Annotated in this window: 27 protein-coding genes; 26 read left to right on the forward strand and 1 reads right to left on the reverse strand. The window is 36.3% G+C overall.

The features are described from left to right. Nucleotides 1–33 precede the first annotated feature (33 nt). The 26 genes from rplU (at nucleotide 34) to FA584_RS03060 (ending at nucleotide 20381) form a co-directional block, all read left to right on the forward strand. The gene (gene rplU, locus FA584_RS02935) at nucleotides 34–342 is read left to right on the forward strand and encodes a 50S ribosomal protein L21 (RefSeq protein ID WP_096045905.1); all 309 of its coding nucleotides are present in this window, start codon (nucleotides 34–36) and stop codon (nucleotides 340–342) included. Between the two features lie 140 nt (nucleotides 343–482). Beyond that, nucleotides 483–743, forward strand: coding sequence for a 50S ribosomal protein L27 (gene rpmA / locus FA584_RS02940; protein WP_025343852.1), 261 nt, complete (start codon nucleotides 483–485; stop codon nucleotides 741–743). A gap of 119 nt (nucleotides 744–862) precedes the next feature. After that, nucleotides 863–1969, forward strand: coding sequence for a GTPase ObgE (gene obgE, locus FA584_RS02945; RefSeq protein ID WP_167750166.1), 1107 nt, complete (start codon nucleotides 863–865; stop codon nucleotides 1967–1969). Beyond that, nucleotides 1950–2717, forward strand: coding sequence for a glutamate 5-kinase (gene proB / locus FA584_RS02950; protein ID WP_167750167.1), 768 nt, complete (start codon nucleotides 1950–1952; stop codon nucleotides 2715–2717). The genes obgE and proB overlap by 20 nt, the downstream gene beginning before the upstream one ends. Nucleotides 2718–2792: 75 nt before the next feature. Further along, complete coding sequence (gene fmt / locus FA584_RS02955) at nucleotides 2793–3710, forward strand: methionyl-tRNA formyltransferase (protein ID WP_167750168.1); 918 nt, start codon at nucleotides 2793–2795, stop codon at nucleotides 3708–3710. Then, a complete protein-coding gene (locus tag FA584_RS02960; RefSeq protein WP_167750169.1) occupies nucleotides 3691–4326 on the forward strand; it encodes a biotin--[acetyl-CoA-carboxylase] ligase in 636 nt (211 codons plus the stop codon). The genes fmt and FA584_RS02960 overlap by 20 nt, the downstream gene beginning before the upstream one ends. Further along, the gene (locus FA584_RS02965) at nucleotides 4323–5108 is read left to right on the forward strand and encodes a ParA family protein (RefSeq protein ID WP_025343857.1); all 786 of its coding nucleotides are present in this window, start codon (nucleotides 4323–4325) and stop codon (nucleotides 5106–5108) included. Before FA584_RS02960 ends, FA584_RS02965 begins: the two co-directional genes overlap by 4 nt. A 4-nt stretch (nucleotides 5109–5112) precedes the next feature. Beyond that, nucleotides 5113–5967 carry a ParB/RepB/Spo0J family partition protein gene (locus tag FA584_RS02970; RefSeq protein ID WP_167750170.1) on the forward strand — a complete coding sequence of 285 codons (855 nt, stop codon included), beginning with the start codon at nucleotides 5113–5115 and terminating at the stop codon, nucleotides 5965–5967. A gap of 142 nt (nucleotides 5968–6109) precedes the next feature. Continuing rightward, entirely contained in the window at nucleotides 6110–6532 is a 423-nt protein-coding gene (locus FA584_RS02975; protein ID WP_096045910.1) for a FoF1 ATP synthase subunit B', read from the forward strand. A 13-nt stretch (nucleotides 6533–6545) separates the two neighbouring features. Beyond that, the gene (locus FA584_RS02980; RefSeq protein WP_096045911.1) at nucleotides 6546–7061 is read left to right on the forward strand and encodes a F0F1 ATP synthase subunit B; all 516 of its coding nucleotides are present in this window, start codon (nucleotides 6546–6548) and stop codon (nucleotides 7059–7061) included. Further along, entirely contained in the window at nucleotides 7061–7591 is a 531-nt protein-coding gene (locus FA584_RS02985) for a F0F1 ATP synthase subunit delta (RefSeq protein ID WP_167750171.1), read from the forward strand. Before FA584_RS02980 ends, FA584_RS02985 begins: the two co-directional genes overlap by 1 nt. A gap of 47 nt (nucleotides 7592–7638) precedes the next feature. Continuing rightward, complete coding sequence (atpA, locus tag FA584_RS02990) at nucleotides 7639–9144, forward strand: F0F1 ATP synthase subunit alpha (protein WP_087439809.1); 1506 nt, start codon at nucleotides 7639–7641, stop codon at nucleotides 9142–9144. A gap of 9 nt (nucleotides 9145–9153) precedes the next feature. Beyond that, nucleotides 9154–10038, forward strand: a complete 885-nt coding sequence (atpG, locus tag FA584_RS02995; protein WP_167750172.1) for an ATP synthase F1 subunit gamma — start codon at nucleotides 9154–9156, stop codon at nucleotides 10036–10038. Between the two features lie 33 nt (nucleotides 10039–10071). Beyond that, nucleotides 10072–11469: a F0F1 ATP synthase subunit beta gene (gene atpD / locus FA584_RS03000; RefSeq protein ID WP_096045914.1), complete on the forward strand. Its 1398-nt coding sequence runs from the start codon at nucleotides 10072–10074 to the stop codon at nucleotides 11467–11469. 19 nt (nucleotides 11470–11488) lie between these two features. After that, nucleotides 11489–11884, forward strand: a complete 396-nt coding sequence (gene atpC, locus FA584_RS03005) for an ATP synthase F1 subunit epsilon (RefSeq protein WP_167750173.1) — start codon at nucleotides 11489–11491, stop codon at nucleotides 11882–11884. A gap of 5 nt (nucleotides 11885–11889) precedes the next feature. Further along, entirely contained in the window at nucleotides 11890–12477 is a 588-nt protein-coding gene (locus FA584_RS03010) for a MotA/TolQ/ExbB proton channel family protein (protein WP_096045915.1), read from the forward strand. A gap of 4 nt (nucleotides 12478–12481) precedes the next feature. Next, a complete protein-coding gene (locus tag FA584_RS03015; protein WP_369806284.1) occupies nucleotides 12482–12871 on the forward strand; it encodes an ExbD/TolR family protein in 390 nt (129 codons plus the stop codon). 5 nt (nucleotides 12872–12876) lie between these two features. Further along, nucleotides 12877–13653 carry a TonB C-terminal domain-containing protein gene (locus FA584_RS03020; RefSeq protein ID WP_167750175.1) on the forward strand — a complete coding sequence of 259 codons (777 nt, stop codon included), beginning with the start codon at nucleotides 12877–12879 and terminating at the stop codon, nucleotides 13651–13653. Nucleotides 13654–13659: 6 nt separating this feature from the next. Further along, nucleotides 13660–14925 carry a Tol-Pal system protein TolB gene (gene tolB / locus FA584_RS03025; protein WP_167750682.1) on the forward strand — a complete coding sequence of 422 codons (1266 nt, stop codon included), beginning with the start codon at nucleotides 13660–13662 and terminating at the stop codon, nucleotides 14923–14925. A 66-nt stretch (nucleotides 14926–14991) separates the two neighbouring features. After that, nucleotides 14992–15495 carry an OmpA family protein gene (locus FA584_RS03030; protein WP_096045918.1) on the forward strand — a complete coding sequence of 168 codons (504 nt, stop codon included), beginning with the start codon at nucleotides 14992–14994 and terminating at the stop codon, nucleotides 15493–15495. Between the two features lie 10 nt (nucleotides 15496–15505). Continuing rightward, entirely contained in the window at nucleotides 15506–16456 is a 951-nt protein-coding gene (locus tag FA584_RS03035) for a tetratricopeptide repeat protein (protein ID WP_167750176.1), read from the forward strand. A gap of 109 nt (nucleotides 16457–16565) precedes the next feature. Continuing rightward, complete coding sequence (locus FA584_RS03040) at nucleotides 16566–17198, forward strand: FKBP-type peptidyl-prolyl cis-trans isomerase (protein WP_096045920.1); 633 nt, start codon at nucleotides 16566–16568, stop codon at nucleotides 17196–17198. Then, nucleotides 17107–17949 (forward strand): Fis family transcriptional regulator, encoded by an 843-nt coding sequence (locus tag FA584_RS03045; RefSeq protein ID WP_228448197.1) that lies wholly within the window; start codon nucleotides 17107–17109, stop codon nucleotides 17947–17949. Before FA584_RS03040 ends, FA584_RS03045 begins: the two co-directional genes overlap by 92 nt. A gap of 57 nt (nucleotides 17950–18006) precedes the next feature. After that, nucleotides 18007–18930: an ACP S-malonyltransferase gene (fabD, locus tag FA584_RS03050; protein WP_167750177.1), complete on the forward strand. Its 924-nt coding sequence runs from the start codon at nucleotides 18007–18009 to the stop codon at nucleotides 18928–18930. Nucleotides 18931–18940: 10 nt separating this feature from the next. Then, complete coding sequence (locus FA584_RS03055) at nucleotides 18941–19642, forward strand: 5'-methylthioadenosine/adenosylhomocysteine nucleosidase (RefSeq protein ID WP_167750178.1); 702 nt, start codon at nucleotides 18941–18943, stop codon at nucleotides 19640–19642. Beyond that, complete coding sequence (locus FA584_RS03060; protein ID WP_167750179.1) at nucleotides 19629–20381, forward strand: PP-loop family protein; 753 nt, start codon at nucleotides 19629–19631, stop codon at nucleotides 20379–20381. Before FA584_RS03055 ends, FA584_RS03060 begins: the two co-directional genes overlap by 14 nt. 106 nt (nucleotides 20382–20487) lie before the next feature. On the opposite strand, the gene recO is transcribed toward FA584_RS03060, so the two are convergent. After that, a complete protein-coding gene (gene recO / locus FA584_RS03065) occupies nucleotides 20488–21120 on the reverse strand; it encodes a recombination protein RecO (protein WP_228448096.1) in 633 nt (210 codons plus the stop codon). Nucleotides 21121–21263: the final 143 nt, after the last annotated feature.

A 21263-nucleotide genomic window follows, 5' to 3' on the forward strand; every position in this document is an offset into this window, starting at 1 on the left:
TCAAAATAAATCTCTCCCAAGAAGGACATACGCATGTATGCAATTATAAAAAATGGCGGGAAGCAGTATAAAGTTCAAGAAGGCGACTATTTAAATGTCGATAGACTTGACGCTCAGCCAAAAGAGAAAATCGTAGTGACGGAAGTTTTAGCTGTGAACAATGGCGAACTCAAAGTGGGTGCCCCATTCGTCAATGGTGCTACAGTAGAACTTGAAGTTGTTACTGAAGGCAAAGATAAAAAAGTTATTACTTTCAAAAAACGAAGACGTAAAGATTCAAAAGTCAAACGTGGTTTTAGAAGACAATATACTAGAGTAAAAGTTGTAAGCATTAAAGCTTAACCTACCTATAGAATTCTGCCAACTTCAGTTGGCTAGCTTTAGTGCCGTAGTGGCTAACGTAGCTTGAAGAGCTTGCTTTTTAAGCGTGTAACGGAGTTTTTCAAAACTCCGATTTAAGATACAAAAATTAGGAGTAACCAATGGCTCACAAGAAAGGTCAAGGAAGTACCCAGAATAATAGAGACTCAGCTGGACGTAGACTGGGTGTTAAAAAATTTGGTGGTGAGTTCGTACGTGCAGGCAATATTATTATTCGCCAACGTGGAACAAAAGTACATGTAGGCAATAACGTAGGTATTGGCGTTGATCACACAATCTACGCATTAATCGATGGTTTTGTACAATTCCAACGTAAAGATAAAATCAGAAATAAAGTTTCTGTTATCCCCGCAAGCTTGTAATTTAAAGGTGGAGTGCGCTCCACCCTCTTTTTTTTCCTCAAAAATAAAAATACCTCTAATGATTATACATTTACATGTAATGATTAAAGGTATTATTCTACATACAAAAGGTTTTTACGATGTTTATAGACAATGTAGCACTCACACTAAGCTCTGGCAAAGGCGGCCCTGGTTGTGTCTCTTTCCGTAGAGAAAAACATGTTATCCAAGGTGGTCCTGATGGTGGCGATGGTGGACGAGGTGGCAATGTCTATTTTGAAGTGGATAAAAATACGCATACCCTTTCACATTTTCGAAACAATCAACACCTTAAAGCAAAAAATGGCGAACCAGGAATGGGAAAAAAAATGTACGGTAAAATGGGTGAACATTTAATTGTTACCGTCCCTCCTGGAACGCAAGTTTTAGATGTCGAAACAGGTGAAGTGCTTTTAGATCTTTTAGACGATACAGATAAAAAGCTTTTTTTAGAAGGCGGAATGGGAGGGCTGGGCAATACACACTTTAAAAGTTCCACCAACCAGCGTCCTGAATTCGCTCAACCTGGACGTCCTGGGATTACCAAAGAGATAAAATTAGAACTTAAATTGATCGCTGATGTTGGGTTGGTCGGTTTTCCTAATGTGGGAAAATCAACATTGATTTCAGTTGTTTCCAATGCGCAGCCTGAAATTGCAAATTATGAGTTTACAACTATCACACCAAAACTAGGTGTTGTGGTCACGGATGATTATCGCTCCTATGTTATGGCGGATATTCCCGGAATTATTGAGGGTGCAAGTGAAGGTAAAGGGCTTGGTATTGAGTTCTTGCGCCACATTGAGCGTACAAAATTTTTACTTTTTATGGTGGATCTTGCCAATTACCGTGATCTTAAAGAGCAGTATTACACACTTAAACAAGAGTTACGAAAATTTTCTGAAAAACTTTCACTCCGTGATTACGCCATTGCGCTTACTCGTTGCGATACATTAAGCTCTGAAGAGATTAACCAAAAAGTAGATGCTTTCTTAGGACTTCTTGACCTTGAACCGAATGAATTATCTCAAAAGTATAAAACGCGTGAAGATTTACATACATATTGCCAAGATGTGCATGAAAGGGAGAGAGCCTTACCATTCTTTGTAATGCCAATCTCTTCGGTCTCTAAAATTAATATAGATCCTATCAAGTATGCCCTATCTGATGTTATTACAAAGGTACGTGATGAGAAGAGTAGTCGTTAAGGTTGGCACACATGTGCTTAGCGATCAAAACGGTTTATGTGAAGAGCGTATTTTAAATTTAGTTGAATTTTTAGTAGCGCTCATGAAAAACCATGAAGTGATTTTAGTCTCTTCGGGTGCTGTAGCTGCTGGGTACTCTATTTTAAAACTTGATAAAAAAATGCTTCATAACCGCCAAGCAATCGCCGCAGTAGGGCAACCACAACTGATGGCAACCTATAACGAAAAATTAGAAAAATTTGGGAAAAGTGGCGCACAACTTCTTTTAACGGCAGATGACTTTGACTCACGAAAACGCTGTTTTCATGCTAAATGTACCATTGATACCCTTCTTGATAATGGTATTCTCCCTATCATTAATGAGAATGATGCAACAGCGACGGAAGAACTTGTTTTTGGAGATAATGATCAACTTTCTTCCAGAGTTGCCTACTATTTTGGGGCAGACATGTTAATCTTGCTCTCCGATATTGATGGCTACTATGATAAGGATCCTCATAAACACGCGGATGCAAGCATGCGTAAAATTGTCCATGAGATTGATCCAGCAGAACTTGAAATGGAAAAATCAACCAATTTTGCGTTTGCAACGGGCGGTATTGTCACCAAACTTAAAGCCGCAGACTTTTTGTTAGAGCGTAAAAAATCGATGTTTATTGCCAGTGGTTTTGATTTAAGCGATGTCAAAAGTTATATGATAGAGGGCATTCATAAAGGTGGAACACTCTTTACATGTAAAACGCTGTAAGAGAGAATTTCTTCGATTTTATAGCGTTAAAACCGAAGTGTTTATGTGAAGAATGAACATATACGAAGGATTAAAATGCGCATAGTCTTTATGGGAACCCCTGCTTATGCAACAACGATTTTAGAAGCACTTTTAAAAAACTCTGACTGTGAAGTTATACTATTAGTAACACAAGAAGATAAGCCTGTTGGACGAAAACAGACGCTCACTCCTCCTCATATCAAAGCATGGCTTTTAGAACACGATTTACATGTAGAAATTTATCAGCCAAAATCTTTACGCACAGAAGAAGCTCACATCAAAATAGCGCAATTAAAGCCTGATTATATTGTAGTGGCGGCATATGGGCAGATATTACCTAAAAACATTCTTTCCATTGCTCCTTGCATTAACTTGCATGCATCGCTACTCCCAAAATATCGAGGTGCAAGTCCAATTCAATCAACACTGTTAGCCAATGAAACCTATGCAGGTGTGACCTCTATGCTTATGGAAGAAGGTTTAGATACAGGTGCCATGTTGGGTTTTTCATATCTCAAAATTAAACCAGAGCATAATGCTCCTATGCTGTTTGATCTCCTTGCGGATGCCGCAGCCAAGCTAATCATTATGACACTTCAAAATTTCCCCTTGCTGGCTCCACTGGGTCAAGTAAGCGCTAATGCAACCCATTGTAAAAAGATCAAAAAAGAAGATGGCCTTGTATCATTCGACCAAAGTGCACAGTCTATCGTTACTCGGTACAAAGCACTCACCCCTTGGCCTGGTGTATTTTTAGATTCAGGATTGAAACTTCTTGATCTTGAGTTGTACAGTGATGGAGAAGAGACTCTTTCAGGCGTTATTAAAGAGATCAAAGCTGAAGGTGTTGTTGTTACATGTAAAAAGGGTGCATTGTTGCTTAAAACACTTCAGCCTATCTCCAAAAATGCAATGAATGCACTGGATTATATTCGAGGTAAAAGGTTAAATAGTGGTTATACATTGGTTTGATACTTTAGATTCTACTCATCAATATCTCCTTAGCTCTCTTCGCGAAGGTACACTTCTTGCACCATGTGCCATTGGAGCTACCAAACAGACAAATGGTATTGGGAGCAGAGGTAATAGTTGGATTGGTGAAGTTGGAAATTTTTTTTTCTCATTTTGTGTAGAAGAGAAACAGTTACCTCCTGATTTACCATTAGCTTCTAGCTCTATCTATTTTTCTGCTTTAATGAAGCAGGTTTTAGAAGAGCAAGGCTCGAAAATATGGTTAAAATGGCCCAATGATTTTTACTGTGATACGAAAAAAATTGGAGGGATGATTACCACGAAAACGGGTGCAAATATTGTCTGCTCAGTAGGACTCAATATTAGCATTTCACCTAAAGATTTTGGAACTTTAGATATCATCGTCACACCAAATGCTTTAGCCAATGATTTAATTCAAAAGGTTGAGGAAAACATATCGTGGAAGAAAGTTTTTAGTAAATATAAGATAGAATTTGATCTAAATCGAAATTTTTCTTTCCATTTAGATGGCAAATTGGTCTCGTTACGTGATGCGATATTGTGTGATGATGGCTCTATAGAGCTAGAAAATAAAAAGGTGTACAGTTTACGATGAGTGAGATTATAGCGATAGCAAATCAAAAGGGTGGTGTTGGTAAAACAACGACCGCTATCAATTTGGCTGCCTCCTTAGCAGTTGCTGAAAAGCGCGTGTTATTGATCGATATTGACCCTCAAGCCAATGCTACAACAGGCCTTGGTTTTCACAGAAGTGACTATGAATACAATATCTATCACGTTCTTATCGGCAGAAAGCGTCTCTCGCAAGTCATTCTTGAGACATCACTTTCAACGTTACATGTAGCACCGTCCAATATTGGTCTAGTAGGTGTTGAAAAAGAGTTTTATGACAATAATACGAAAGGGCGCGAGCTCATTTTGAAAACAAAAATTGAAGAGATTAAAGATCAATATGATTACATTATTATTGATTCACCGCCGGCACTTGGAAGTATTACCATTAATGCTTTAAGTGCAGCAAATTCCGTCATTATTCCTATCCAGTGCGAATTTTTTGCATTAGAGGGTTTGGCACAATTACTGAATACCGTGAAATTGATTAAAAAAACAATTAATCCGACACTTGAAATTAAAGGTTTTTTACCCACGATGTATAGCACACAAAACAATCTTTCTAAGCAAGTTTTTGCTGACCTTAAAGAACATTTTAAAAGTAAATTGTTTGTTGACAAAGAGAGTGCTTCCTATGTAGTGATTCCTCGTAATATTAAACTTGCAGAATCTCCAAGCTTTGGCAAACCAATTATTTTATACGATGTAGAATCTCCTGGTTCTAAAGCGTACCAAAATCTTGCTAATTCGATTTTAGTGAGTTAATGTGATGAGCGCAAAAAAGGTCTTAGGACGAGGGTTAAGTGCTATTATAGATGATGTTGAAGAAGCCTATAAACAAGATATTGAGCAGGCTAAAGATTTAGTGCGCGAAATTGATGTTGAGCGCATTTCTCCCAACCCTTATCAACCACGTACACATTTTAATGAAGTTGCCTTAAAAGAGCTGAGCGAATCAATTAAGCGTCATGGATTACTACAACCTATTATTGTTGTAGCAAAAGATGATAATTATATGCTATTAGCAGGTGAACGTCGTTTACGTGCTAGTAAACTCGCTGGCTTAACTAAAATTAAAGCGATTGTTGCAGACATCGAATCAAAAAATCTGCGTGAATTAGCGCTGATTGAAAATATCCAAAGAGAAGATCTTAATCCTGTAGAGCTTGCCGTTGCTTATAAGGAACTTATTGAAGAGTATAAAATAACTCAAGATGGACTCTCGGAGATTATTCACAAAAGTCGTACTCAAATTACAAATACAATTCGTTTGTTAAGCCTCAGTGAGCAAACTAAAAAATATCTTGCTGAAGGCATTCTCTCTCAAGGTCATGCCAAAGTGCTTGTAGGACTGGAACCTAAAGATGAAGAGACGATTGTTAACACCATTTTAGGTCAAAAGCTTAGTGTTCGCGAAACCGAAGCCTTGGTTAAAAAACTAAAAAGCACAGACGAAACGAGTGGTAAAAAAGAAAAAATCATTTCTGCTATTCCTGAAGAACTTCAAACACTCAAAAGCAGACTCAAAGAGCTTGGTTTTGAGGCTACACCAAAAGCCAATACCATTACAATTTATTTTAAAAACGGTGAAGCAATCTGTACTTTTTTGGAGCAATTGAAGTAATAATATTAGTTGTTTTGGTTAATTTAATAAACGATTTTCCTTTGCTGTGTTACAATTCGCGCAAAATTTTGATACAGCAATCTTGTTTGTGCTAAAAAATCTTAAAAATTGAGTCTGATCTCGAGCTAAAGGAGCAAGAAATATGTTGGATATTATCCCAGCACTGTTACTGGTGACTGGAACTGTATTTTTAGTTTTGTTAATACTTCTTAACAAAACACTTTATAGACCCCTTCTGGAGTTTATCGACAATAGAAATAACTCTATTAATCGTGACTTAGAAAATGCAGGGAAAAATGCCAGTGACGTTGTAGCCTACTATAAAGAAGTAGAAACGATTTTGTCTGAGGGCAAAATGGAAGCAGCTAAAATTAGAGAAGCTGCACTGAGTGAAGCAAAAGAAAAAGCTGCAAAAAAAATTGAACAAAAAAAGAGTGATCTTGAAGTTCAAAGCGTAGTATTCTTCAAAGCTTTAGAGTCAGAAAAAGATGAGTTTAAAAATGGTCTGTTGGCACAAATGCCTCTCTTCAAAGAGAGTATTTCTGCTAAACTGAGCCATATTTAAAAGGAGTATGTGGATGAAAATGAACTATATTTTATTTTTATTAGCTCCAATAGCACTATTTGCTAATGCGGGTGAAAGTGATGGTGCAAGCGATATCATCCCCCGAACCATCAACTTTTTAATCTTTGCTGCAATTATGTACTATTATGTTGCCGATGCTGCTAAGCAATGGTATTGTGGACGTAAAAACGAAATTGCAACAAAATTGGATTCTATTCAGGTAAAACTTAAAGAATCAAATAGTAAAAAAGAGAATGCCCTTCTAAAAGTTGAGGAAGCAAAAGCGAATGCAAGAGCTCTTGTTGAAACAGCAAAAAAAGAGGCGATTCTTTTAAGTGATAAAATAGCACAAGAAGCAGATGCTGAGATTGCAAATTTGTCAAAAACATTTGAAGATCGTATTGGTGTTGAACGTCGTAAAATGCAAAGAACGATTGTATGTGAAGTTTTAGATGAGATGTTCAAAGAAGGATCTATCTCTTTAGATAATGATGAGATGGTTAAAATTGTCAATAAGAAGGTTGCATAATGAGTGGAGCGATAGCAAAAAAATATGTTAATGCTCTCATGAGTGGATGTACGGATAGTGAACTTACAGAAGTTTATGGCGTATTGGTTCAATTGGTTGAGGCATTTAAGCTAGAGAAGTTTATTAACATTATTCTTTCACCAGACGTAACATCAAAATCGAAAGAAGAGTTGGTTCTCTCTTTGGTTGATACTAAAAACATAAAATTCCAAAATTTGATTAAATTGATTAATAGTAACGATCGATTAAAATTGATCCCACATATGGCTAAAGAGCTTAAATATCAACTCTCTTTGAAAAACAATAGTTTTGAAGGTAGTGTATCAACTAACTTTAAAATGAGCCAAACGCAAGTTGCTATGTTAGAAGAAAATTTCAGTAAAAAATTTAACGCTAAAGTCAATTTAAATGCCAATGCAAATGCGTATCCGGGGATTAAAGTTGAGTTAGATGATTTAGGTGTTGAAGTAAGCTTTTCTCTTGAGCGACTTAAAGCTCAAATGACAGAGCATATTTTAAAAGCAATTTAATAATACATAGATAAAAGAAAGTTAAGGAGTAATGTGTGGGAGCAAAAATGAAAGCTGACGAAATCAGTTCAATCATTAAAGAGCGTATTGAAAACTTTGAGCTTAATGTTGATATCGAAGAGACAGGAAAAGTTATTTCTGTCGCTGATGGTGTTGCCAATGTTTATGGTTTGAAAAACGTTATGGCCGGTGAAATGGTTGAGTTTGAGAATGGCGAGAGAGGAATGGCATTAAACCTTGAAGAATCAAGTGTTGGTATCGTTGTCCTTGGTAGTTGTACTGATATCAAAGAAGGTTCATCTGTTAAAAGATTATCAAAACTTTTACGTGTACCTGTGGGTGAAGCATTGGTTGGTCGTGTTGTTAACTCATTAGGCGATCCTATTGATGCTAAAGGGCCTATTAATTCAACCGAAACACGTTTCGTTGAAGAAAAAGCGCATGGTATTATGGCACGTAAATCCGTCCATGAACCACTCCAAACGGGTATTAAAGCGATTGATGCGCTTGTTCCAATTGGTCGAGGACAAAGAGAGCTTATTATCGGTGATAGACAAACGGGTAAAACAACGATTGCAATTGATGCTATCATCAATCAAAAAGGTCAAAATGTTACATGTATTTATGTAGCGATTGGTCAAAAACAATCTACCGTTGCACAAGTGGTTAAAAAACTTGAAGAACACGGTGCAATGGATTATACTATTATTGTCAATGCAGGTGCCAGTGATTCAGCAGCAATGCAGTTCTTAGCACCATATACAGGCGTTTCTATGGGTGAGTATTTTAGAGACAGCGGTAAGCATGCCCTTATCGTTTACGATGATCTTTCAAAACATGCTGTTGCTTATCGTGAAATGTCATTGATTTTAAGACGTCCTCCAGGTCGTGAAGCGTACCCAGGCGATGTTTTCTATCTACACTCAAGACTTCTTGAGCGTGCTGCAAAAGTTAACGATGAATTAGGTGCAGGTTCTTTGACTGCTCTTCCAATTATTGAAACACAAGCTGGTGACGTATCAGCGTATATTCCAACTAACGTTATTTCAATTACAGATGGTCAAATTTTCTTGGAATCCGACCTCTTTAACTCAGGTATTCGCCCAGCAATTAACGTTGGTCTATCTGTTTCTCGTGTTGGTGGTGCAGCACAAATTAAAGCAACCAAACAAGTTGCAGGTACAATGAGACTTGACCTTGCTCAATATCGTGAGCTTCAAGCATTTGCACAATTTGCAAGTGATCTTGATGAATCAAGCCGTAAACAATTAGAGCGTGGTCAACGAATGGTTGAACTCTTGAAACAGCCTCCTTATGCGCCAATTCCTGTTGAAAAACAAGTTTTGATTATTTTTGCAGGTGCTAAAGGGTACTTAGATAGTATTGACGTCAAGTCAGTAGGTCGTTTTGAAGCGGAACTTAACTCTTATGTTGAAGCGAAGTATGCAGATATTTTTGAACAACTTAAAGCTAAAAAAGCGATTGATAAAGAGCTTGAAGAGCTACTACATAAGGCATTGAGCGAGTTTAAAGCGACGTTTGCAGTCAAGTAAGGATAAGCTATGGCAAACCTTAAAGAGATAAAGAGAAAAATCAAGAGTGTTCAAAATACTCAAAAGACGACACGGGCTATGAAGCTTGTTTCCACTGCAAAGTTGAAACGAGCAGAAATGGCTGCAAAGCAATCACGTGTGTATGCCGTTAAGATTAACGAAGTGCTCTCTGAAATTGCATATAAAATTAATCAGTACAAAAATGGTGCTGCTGAAAGTCGTTTCTTTGATAAAAATGAAACTCCAAGCACGATAGATGTTATTTTTGTGACAGCAGATAAAGGATTGTGCGGTGGCTTTAATATTCAAACGATTAAAGCTGTTCGTAACCTTTTAACTGAAAATACAGAGAAAAAAGTGACGGTTAGACTTCGTGCTGTTGGAAGAAAAGGTATGGCGTTTTTCAATTTTCAAGGAACTGAACTTTTGACCTCTTATGCAGGTGTAAGTTCATCTCCAAGCTATGAAAAAGCACAAGAAATTATTCAAAGTGCCATTAATGATTTTGTCGAAGGTAAAACAGATAAAGTTATCTTAGTCCATAATGGTTACAAAAATATGATTTCACAGGAGTTAAAAATCGTGGATGTTGTACCTGTACAATCTCCTCTTGAGACACTTGAAACGAGCTCTTTAATGGAATTAGAGCCTGATGAGAGTGGTGAAGAGATTTTGGACTCATTGTTACAAAAATATTTTGAATTCAATATGTATTATGCATTGGTTGATTCATTAGCGGCTGAACACAGCGCACGTATGCAAGCAATGGAAAATGCAACAAATAACGCCAAAGAACGTGTGGGTATTTTAACTTTGGCATACAATAAAGCTAGACAAGAGTCTATTACTACTGAACTCATTGAGATCATCAGTGGTGTAGAATCTATGAAATAAACTGTTTTGCAAAAAATAAAAGGAGAATATTCAATGAATGGATTAATTAGCCAGATCATGGGTCCAGTTGTTGACGTCGATTTTAATGGCTACCTTCCTAAAATCAATGAAGCGATTGAAGTGAATTATGAAGTAGAAGGCAAGAAACAACGTTTGATTCTTGAAGTAGCAGCACACTTAGGCGACAACCGTGTAAGAACAATTGCAATGGATATGAGTGAGGGTTTAACAAGAGGAATTGAAGTTAAAGCTTTGGGAAATCCTATCCAAGTTCCTGTAGGTGAAGAGGTTTTAGGACGTATTTTTAATGTCATTGGTGATGTTATTGATCAAGGTGCTGATGTTTCAAGAAAAACACTATGGTCTATTCACAGAGAACCACCAAAATTTGAAGAACAAAGTACAAAATCAGAGATTTTTGAAACCGGTATTAAAGTAGTTGATCTTCTTGCCCCTTATGCAAAAGGTGGTAAAGTTGGACTCTTCGGTGGTGCTGGTGTTGGTAAAACCGTTATTATTATGGAATTGATTCATAACGTTGCGTTTAAACACAGTGGATACTCAGTATTTGCTGGTGTTGGTGAGAGAACACGTGAAGGAAATGACCTTTACCATGAGATGAAAGATTCCAACGTTTTGGATAAAGTTGCATTGTGCTATGGTCAAATGAGCGAGCCTCCAGGAGCACGTAACCGTATTGCCCTTACAGGTCTTACAATGGCAGAATATTTCCGTGACGAAATGGGTCTTGATGTTTTGATGTTTATCGATAATATCTTTAGATTTTCTCAATCAGGTGCTGAGATGTCAGCGCTTCTTGGACGTATTCCTTCAGCTGTTGGTTATCAACCTACTCTTGCAAGTGAAATGGGTAGATTTCAAGAGAGAATTACATCAACAAAAAAAGGTTCAATTACTTCTGTTCAAGCAGTTTATGTACCAGCAGATGACTTAACTGATCCAGCTCCAGCAACGGTATTTGCTCACTTAGATGCAACAACCGTACTTAATAGATCAATTGCAGAAAAAGGTATTTACCCGGCAGTTGATCCACTTGATTCAAGTTCTCGTATGCTTAATCCAGATATTTTAGGTATTGAACATTACACTGTTTCTCGTGGTGTTCAAGCCGTTCTCCAAAAATATAAAGATTTGCAAGATATTATTGCAATCCTTGGTATGGATGAGCTCAGCGAAGAAGATAAAGTGACAGTTGATCGTGCTAGGAAAATTGAAAGATTCTTATCCCAACCATTCTTCGTTGCGGAAGTATTTACGGGGAGCCCTGGAAAGTATGTAACGCTAGAAGAATCAATCGCAGGATTTAAAGGTATTTTAGATGGTAAATATGATGATTTACCAGAAGCTGCTTTTTATATGGTTGGAAGTATCGAAGAAGTTATTGAAAAAGCTGCAAAACTAAAAAGCTAAGAAGCGATAAGGTTAAAAAATGAATACATTAAAATTAGAAATTGTGACTCCAACAGGTCAAATTTTTGCTAACGATGTAAAGAGTGTTACGCTTCCAGGCAAAGAGGGTGAGTTTGGTGTTTTACCAAATCACGCCTCTTTAGTAACGCTATTACAAGCAGGCGTAATTGATATTGAGCTTAAAGATGGCAATCATGATGTTGTTGCGATTAATTGGGGTCATGTCAAAGTCGATGAAAATTCTGTAACTGTTTTAGCTGATTGTGCTGTCTCAATTGGTGGAACTACTGAAAGTGAAGTAGCAAAATCTCTAGAAGCTGCTAAGCAACTTCTAGAGAGCATTAGTGACTCAGATGTCGCTATTGCTATGGCTACAGCAAAAATCGACTCAATTGCAAAAACAAGGAAGTTTTAAATCTTATGTCATCATTTGAATTATTTTTGAACTATTTTGCAAGAAGTGGTTTTTTTACGTGGGTGATTTTGATCTGGCTATCTGCTTATTTTATCATAACATGTGGTATCTTCTTTAGTAGGTATCTTTACTTGGGTTATTGGCTTTCAATTGAAAAAAATTCGCTAGAGTCAATGCTCATGGGGGCTAAGAATGTACGTGATGATTCAATTCTGAGAAAATGTTCAAGTGCAGCAGGCGCTTCAGAAAAACTTTTGAATGTATGTAAAAATGTTGCTGAAAAAAATGCAACCAGCGGTTTATGGATGCTTTCTATTATTGCCTCAACAGCACCTTTTATTGGATTGTTTGGAACGGTTGTTTCAATTTTGCAAACATTTAGTGGACTTGGCCAATCAGGTAGTGCATCTCTTGGTGTAATAGCTCCAGCAATTAGTGAAGCCTTAGTTGCAACAGCTACAGGCATTTTTGTAGCTATACCCGCATACAGTACAAACCTCTTTCTTCGAAGAAAAGCTTATGAAGTGATTGTCTATGTACAAAGAGAAGTAGATATTTTGCTCTCTGCAAACGAAACAAGACGAGATAGCTAACATGATGAGTCAATTGGATGAAGTACCAGAACTAAACATTACTCCGCTTGTGGATATTATGTTGGTACTCCTCGCCATTTTAATGGTAACAACACCTGCATTAGTTTATGAAGAGGTGATTAAACTTCCCGATGGTAGTAAATCAGCTGTTGTTAGTAAACTTCCTGAACTTGAAATTCGGGTAACGAAAGATAAAAAAGTCTACATAAAAAGTGATAGCTTTACTCTTGCTGAATTTCCTGATAGTTTTATGATGCAAAAAAGTAAATATCCACTTAAGAGCATTGTTTATATTAAAGCTGATGAAGGTCTCTCATATAAAGATGTCATGTTTGTGCTCAAAACAATTAAGCAGGCTGGTTTTACGAACGTATCTTTAGAAACGAATGGATAAATACTGTGTCGAGTGTGAATAGATATGCCTCTTTTGGATGGACTTTGTCCATCCTTCTCTATATATGTCTTTTAGTTGGTCTCGCTTATGTTTTAAGCTCTCAAAAAGATACTATCAAAAATTATACTTCAAACAAAGATCCTATGAATGTTGCTTTGGTTGAGCGCAAAAAGAATGACTCAGAAAAGCCAAAAGAGGAACGAAAAAAAGAAGAGGTCCAAAAACCAGTTGAAAAACCGGCAGAAAAACCTGTCTCTGAAGATAAAAAAGTTGCTTCTTCTCCAAAAGAAGCTGTAAAGAGCCAATCACTTAGAGGTCTCTTTGAGGATATTAATACTTCCAAATTACCTCCTGATGCAAAAGAACAGAAAAAAGACCAAACTACGCCAACACGTATCAAACCGAATAAAGAAGAGACAAAAGAAAAAAGTGAGAATGCAGCATCTAAAATTGCTAACTCATTGAACTTTTCTGAGCAAAAACATTCAATTGATACTAAAAAAGGTGGAGAGTATGACCCTTTCATTGGTAAAGTACAAGAAATCTTAGAAGAAAATTGGCAAAAGACGATTGATACAGAAAATGGAAATGTCGCTAAGGTTGTAATCAAAGTAAGTGATCGAGGAACCTTTAGTTATAAAATAGTTTCTTTGTCTTATAATAATGAATTTAACACGAAACTCAAAGAATTCTTAAAAGCTATGGAAAGTGTAGAATTTCCAAAGTACGAAAAAGGACCACTTTTTGAGATGCAGGTTGAATTTAAAGATATAAAGGAGTAAAACATGATCAAAAAAATAGTTGCTTTCTTCTTTTTAACAATTTTTGCATATGCTTCAGATGCAACAGTAGAAATTGTAAAAAAAATAGATGTGCTACCCAAAATTGCGGTACAAGATGCAAGTCCAAAAAATGTTGATTTGGAATTTAGAAAAAGTTTTTTTAAACTTATTGCAGGAGATTTGCGCGTTAGTAGCCATTTTAATGTACTTGACGAATATTTGCAAAGTAGTTATGAAGGGGGACCTTTAGAAAATTTTCTATCAGATAAAAAAGTAGATATGATTTTGCGTTTTAGTTTAGGTCAAGATTTTAATACGGCATCCGCAAATGTAAAATTGATTAATGCTAAAACGGGTGCAACAACTTTTGAAAAATCGTATAGTATTAGTGATAAAAAAAGAAACCCATTTTTGGCACATAAAATTGTTGTTGATGCAAATGATCAAGTGGGTGCACCTTCGGTCAAATGGATGGAGCAATCAGTTTTATTTGCACGGTATACAGAAGCAAAAAAAAGTGAAATTGTCATTTCAGATTATACACTCAGCTATCAAAAATTGATTGTTTCTGGTGGTCTAAATGTCTTTCCTAAATGGGCGAATACAGAACAAAGTGCATTTTTTTACACTTCCTATAATGGCGCTGAACCAACTATCTACAGGTATGATTTAAAAGATGGGAGTAGAAAAAGTATTATTTCAAGTTCTGGAATGCTTGTTTGCTCTGATATTTCAAAAGATGGTAATAAGTTACTTCTGACGATGGCACCTAAAGATCATCCAGATATTTATTTGTATGATTTGCAGAGTAGAAAAATCACTAAAATTACTGATTATGCAGGTATTAATGTGAATGGAAACTTTATCGATAATGATAAACGCATCGCCTTTGTTTCTGATCGACTAGGAAATCCTGATATATTTGCACAAGGAATTTATGATAAAAGCTTTGAAAAGCTCGTTTATCATGGAAAAAATAAGAATTCAATCTCAACCTATGATAATTATATTGTTTACTCAAGTAGAGAAGGGGATAGTGAATTTGGACGAAATACTTTTAATCTCTATTTAATTTCAACAAAAACAGATTATCTTAGACAATTGACTGCATCTGGAGAAAATCTTTATCCACGTTTTTCGCAAGATCCTGATACTATTATGTTTATAAAACAATTTGGAAATCAGAGTGCTTTGGGGATAATTCGACTAAATGCAAACAAAACATATCAGTTTCCGTTAAAAATAGGTAAACTTCAGTCAATAGACTGGTGATTTTTTTAAAAAAATGTGGTATAATTCCGAAGTTTTTAAATTTGAACTTTTAAAAAGGATCTAATAATGGGTAAATTAGCTTTAACAAGCTTAGCGGTAGCGGTTTTGGTTTTAACAGGTTGTAGCCAAAAAAGTCCAGAAGTCGATATGACTAAAGGAACTGGTGATACAAAAGGTGCTGGTGTAAATGATGGCATGAGTGCACTTCAAAAATTGATTGCTTCTTTAGAAGCTAATTCTAAAACAATCTATTTTGATTTTGACAAATATAATGTCAGAAAAGACCAACAAGCAAATATTGATGCAAACGCTGCATTATTCAACTCTGCAGAGGCAAAAAGCTTCTCAATCAAAGTTGAAGGTAACTGTGATGAATTCGGTACTGACGAATACAACTACGCACTTGGTCTTAAAAGAGCAAAAAGTGTTAAAGATGGTTTAGTTGCTAAAGGTATGGTTGCAGATAGAATTACAGTTGTAAGTTATGGTGAGAGCAATCCTGCTAGTACAGAGCACAATAAAGAAGCTTGGGCTAAAAACAGAAGAGCAGAATTTAAAGTACTTCCATAATCTTTATTGAATGAAAAAACAAATTCTTCTATTTTCGATAGCATTGCTGCCTCTGGCAGCGCTATCGAATGAACCCTCAGCCTTTGGTAGTAATACAAATGATGTTGATAGTAGCAGTGCCACTACGTCTTATAGTAATACTGTTAGTGTAAGTGACAAAAAGTATTTCCAAAATAATCAGAAAACAATATCTTCTACTTCCAATGATAATCTTAGTTCAACAAAAACTGATCAAGGTAGTATTTCTTCTGAACAATATGAAGGTATGCGATCAGTTGTTGATAGTTATGCAAGTAAAATTGCTAAACAAGATGATAAAATGCGACAACTCGAAGAGGAAAATAAAAAACTCAGAGAGTATGTTGAAGAAAATCGTAAAATTCAAGCGGATAACCAAGAGAAAATAAAGACAGTTGTTGGAGAACTTGGAACATTAATTGATTCCATTAATAAAAATTATGTTCCAAAAGATAAATTTGATCAACTTGCTAATGAAGTAAGAGGTGGGAAAAGTGCTTCTAAAACAGCTACTCCCGCAATTGATTCTACAAAAAAAGACACTGTGAAGGAAACTCCTCCTGCGACTAAAGTAATTTCTGCAAAAGAACTTAGCACAAAAGATAGTGCCACATTGACAAAAGAGGCAGATGATTTACTTGAGAAAAAATCATATTCAGAAGCACAAGCCCTTTATACAGAACTTTTACATCGCAATTACAAGCCTGCTAAAACAAATTTTAGTTTAGGCGAAGCAGCTTATAACCAAAAAGCTTATTCTACTGCTATTGAACATTATAAAGCAAGTATTACTGCATCGGATAAAGCAGCTTATACTCCAGCACTTTTATATCATACAGGTGTTTCATTTGAAAAGCTTGGAAAAGCTAAAGAAGCACAAGGTTTTTATAAAGCTCTCAAAGATGGATACCCTGATTCTCCAGAAGCAAAAAAAGTAAAATAGTTTTTTTTATACATTTTCTTGCACAAAAAATAGACTTAACAATTTCTCCTAAGGGCATATACAACAAATATATGTTAGAATCTTATGTTTATAAATTAAGGGAGAAAATATGAGTATTAGTGATAATCAAGTAGTTTCAATCCATTATGAGCTTAGAAATGTTGATAATGGTGAAATTTTAGATAGTAATCTTAATGCAGCGCCACTTTCTTTTATTGTTGGAAAAGGTCAAATTATTCCAGGATTAGAAGAAAAAATTAAAGAGCTTAAAGCTGGTGATAACGCTGATATTAAAGTAGTTGCAGCTGATGCCTATGGCATTTATGATGAAAATGCTGTCCAAACATTACCAAAAGAGCAATTTGCTGGTCTTGAGCTTCAAGCAGGCATGACACTTTATGGTCAAGGTGAACATGGTGAGACAGTTCAAGTTATTGTCAAAAACTTTAATGATGAGACTGTTGAAATCGATTTTAACCATCCTTTAGCAGGTCAAGATCTTTTATTCGCAATTAGTATTTTAGAAGTACGTGATGCAACAGCAGATGAGCTTCTAAATGGCTATGTTGGTGGTGGACACAGTTGTGGTTGTGGTGCAGGTGGATGCGGTTCACATGACCATGATGAAGAAGGAGAGTGTTGTGGTGGACATGATCATGGACATGACCACGAACACGGTGAAGGTGGATGCTGCGGCGGCGAAAGTCACTCACATGGTGGCGGATGTTGTGGATCACACTAATTATATAGCAAAGTCTAGAGCCTCTATGGAGGCTCTTAAGTCTGCAAATCTTCTTAAAAGTGTTACAATCAATGCACTTATCTTAGGTGAAAGTGGTGTAGGGAAACAAAGTCTTGCTAGTCATATTGTTTCAGCACCTATTGTCGATGCAAGTGCCTTTAATGAGCTGTTAGTACTCATTGAAACCAACAGCAGTCTTATTGTTAAAAACTTTCATAAAATTACTAATTATAAAAAACTTAAAATTGCCCTAGATGTTCATAAAACAAGAATTATTGCTACATCAAGCTTGCCTATAAGCGAAGCACTCATGGATGAATTTTTTAGTCTTAAAGTTGTCATCCCCCCTTTACGTGAACGTATGGAGGATGTGATCCCTTTGATGGAAAAGTTTGCTCAAGAAGCGTGCATGATGTTTGATGGAGAATTTGGTGAAGCTCCTTCGTTAGAGGAAATTGTGCCAGACTTGAGTAAAAACTGTTATTCTCTGCGACGCTCAGTGTATAATGCTTATTTGATGAACTCCTTTGGAGAAGAAGAGATTTTGGCGATGATGGAGCGTTTTTTATCCCAACGTATAGGTGGGAGAAATGATTATCGTGAGCTATTGTATCTTTTTGATGTCCCAATGATTAAAAGCGGTTATACCAAGTTTGGTTCACAACTTGCTATTAGTGAAAAATTTGGACTTAATCGAAACACCCTACGTAAAAAAATCAACGATTACAAAGATAGATTAAAAATAGACTAGATGTTTACCTTGTAGTAAGTCTGCAAAGTTTACATGTAAAATATAAAAGGTTAATCAATGAATAATAGTATCTTTATATTCCCTGGACAAGGCAGCCAAAAAGTTGGTATGGGAAAAGATTTTTATGATCATTCATCCATTGCAAAAGAGATGATTGAAAAAGCAAGCCAGAGAGTAAGCTTTGACTTTACAACGCTTCTATTTGAAGAAAATGATAGATTAGATCAAACAGAGTTTGCACAACCTGCTATTTTATTAGTCAGCCTTATTGCTCATCGTCTTTTTGTGGAACAGTGTAAAGTGGTGCCTAAAGTAGTTCTAGGTCACTCCTTAGGAGAGTTTTCTGCTTTGAGTGCAGCTGGTGCTATGGATTATTTGGATGCTGTAGAGCTTGTACACCAACGCGGTCTTTTGATGAAAAAAGCATGTGAAGGCATTAATGCTGGAATGATGGCGCTTCTTGGCTTAGATGATGCAAGTGTTGAAAATCTTACATGTAAAGAGCGTGAACTGGGTAAAAAAGTTTGGGCAGCAAATTACAATGGTGATGGACAAATTGTGATTGCAGGTAATCGTGATGATTTAATATCTTTAGAGCCACTTTTTAAAGAGGCAGGTGCTAAAAAATCAGTGCTACTCCCTATGTCTGTAGCAAGTCACTGTCCACTTTTAAGTTCGGCTCAATCAAAACTTGAAGTTTATTTAGACCAATGGCTTAAAGAGAGTTTCACAACGCCTATTATCTCCAATGTAACCGCATCTGAATACCAAAGCAAAGCTGAGGCGAAAATACTTCTATCCCAGCAGCTTATTTCACCTGTAAAATATAAACAATCCATTTTACATGTAGAATCATCAACAGACGCTTTTATTGAATTTGGTGGCTCAGTGCTTAAAGGTCTTAATAAACGGATCACTCAAAAACCAACACATAGTATTACTGATATGAAAAGTTTAGAAGAAGTGCTAGCACTTTTGTAAAAGGGAAAAAATGAAAATAGCTATTATGGGTGCAATGGTCGAAGAGATCACACCACTTTTAGAATTTTTTGGAAATTATGAAACGATTGAGTTTGCCAAAAATAGGTACTACGTCACATCGTATAAAGGTATGGATTTAGTGATAGCTTACAGTAAGATTGGTAAAGTGAATGCTAGTTTGACAGCCTCAACGCTGATTGAAAAATTTGGAGCACAAAAGCTTCTTTTTTCAGGTGTCGCAGGTGCCCTTAATCCTTCATTAAAAGTGGGTGACTTGCTCGTAGCCACGAAGCTTGCTCAACACGATCTTGATATTACCGCATTCGGTCATCCTCATGGTTACGTACCTGAGGGTTCTGTGTATGTTGAAACGGATAAAGCTCTTACCGAAATAGCTAAAAAAGTAGCGTCTGTTCAAAAGATCAAATTGCTTGAAGGCATTATTGCTACTGGTGATCAATTCATTTGTGATAGTGTAAAAAAAGAGTGGATTCATTCCACTTTCAACGCGGATGCGACTGAAATGGAAGGTGCTTCGGTTGCGGTTGTTTGCGACGCATTGAAGGTTCCTTTTTGTGTCCTAAGAGCGATTAGCGATGCGGCTGATATGGACGCTGGTTTTAGCTTCGATGAATTCTTAGTCAGTTCTGCTAAAGAGAGTGCTCGGTTTATTATCGCGATGCTGGACGAACTTACGTATGATCACCATTAGTAAACGCCTTTTACGCATTGCTGGGCGTACCAATGCCCATTACAACCTCATAAAAGAAGGCGATAAGATTTTGCTGGGGCTTAGTGGCGGTAAAGACTCCCTAAGTCTTGCGCATATTTTAAAACACATGCAACGTGTCGCTCCATTTGATTTTGAATTTAAAGCCGTTACAATTGCCTATGGGATGGGTGAAGATCTTCAGACGTTGCACAACCACTGTATTGAGCATGACATTGATCATGAGATTGTCGATACAAAGATTTTCGATCTTGCACAAGATAAAATACGTGAAAACTCCTCTTTTTGTAGTTTTTTTTCACGCATGAGACGAGGAGCTCTTTACACCTATGCGCTTGAGCATGGTTACAGTAAATTAGCTCTTGCACATCACCTTGACGATGCCGTAGAGAGCTTTTTCATGAACTTCTCACACAATGGAGCCCTTCGCTCAATGCCACCCATTTATAAAGCGCAAAATGGCTTATGGGTGATTCGCCCACTTATTCATGTACGAGAGCGTCAACTGCGTGATTGTGCGATTGATGCTCATATGCCTATTATTGGAGATGAAGCATGTCCTGCGATGCGTTTTGATGTCAAAATGCCCGTGATGCGTGCCAAAACGAAAGAGATGCTTGTTAACATGGAAAAAGAGAACCCCGATCTTTTTATTTCACTCAAAAAAGCATTTGAGAATATTCAAACAACCAGCTTTAGCGATGCACGCTTTTTAGAGTAACGCTTTTAATAAAATCATTTGCAAGACATTTCTGCTTCGAAAGAAGCAAGTTTCAGTGCACAGCGCAGCGTAGGCTGTTAGGTTTTACCTAACAGTCGTGTCAAGGTTAAAATCCTTCCAATAAAATCTTCCATAGCACATTGATCTGTTCATCATCCAGTGCTATGGTACTTTGTTCTTCAAAAAGTTGTTTTACATGTAAAAGATCAAAGGTTTGATTCCAAGCACAGGTTTTATGTGCAGGTAAAAAACCTCGAATAAGTGTTAAATCCTCTAAGATAGGTTCTTCGCAGTTAAAACAGATAAAATCATCATGTAATCTTCCTTCATATATTAAAAGTTTAATATAGGCTTCTATAGCGATACGTTTAGGATTTTGTATCTGCCAAATAGATGAACTTAGTTCTAAAAGATCAAAATAAAAACTATCAATTGTTCCTATGTCTTTGAGATGTGTATAAAAAAGCCTGATAAAGGGTTGCCAGACAAGCATACGTTCTCTTTGATTATTCCAAGGCGTTCCTAAATGCATAATAGAACGAAGTTGCGGCAGCGTGGATTTGAGAGAGGGGATGGCTTCAAAATCTATTTTATAACCTAAATGAATTGTGGAATGGCGAGCACCGTAAAATCTATAAACCGTTTTAATGCTATTTTGCGTTAAAATGGTGACAATTAAATCTTCGTCTTTTACACGATTCAAATTGATAATATATCCTTGCATAAGGAATTTTAGCATCTCTACATTTCCTTATTATTAAAATTTAAAATTAATTATAATAATTTATATTTTAAATTTAATTGACAATTAATTTAAAATATGATAAGAAAATAGATCAAACATCGAAAAATAGTGTTTTATTGAAAAATAAGTATTTTTAA

The sequence above is a fragment of the Sulfurospirillum diekertiae genome (genome assembly GCF_011769985.2).
GTDB classification, from domain to species: Bacteria; Campylobacterota; Campylobacteria; order Campylobacterales; family Sulfurospirillaceae; genus Sulfurospirillum; species Sulfurospirillum diekertiae.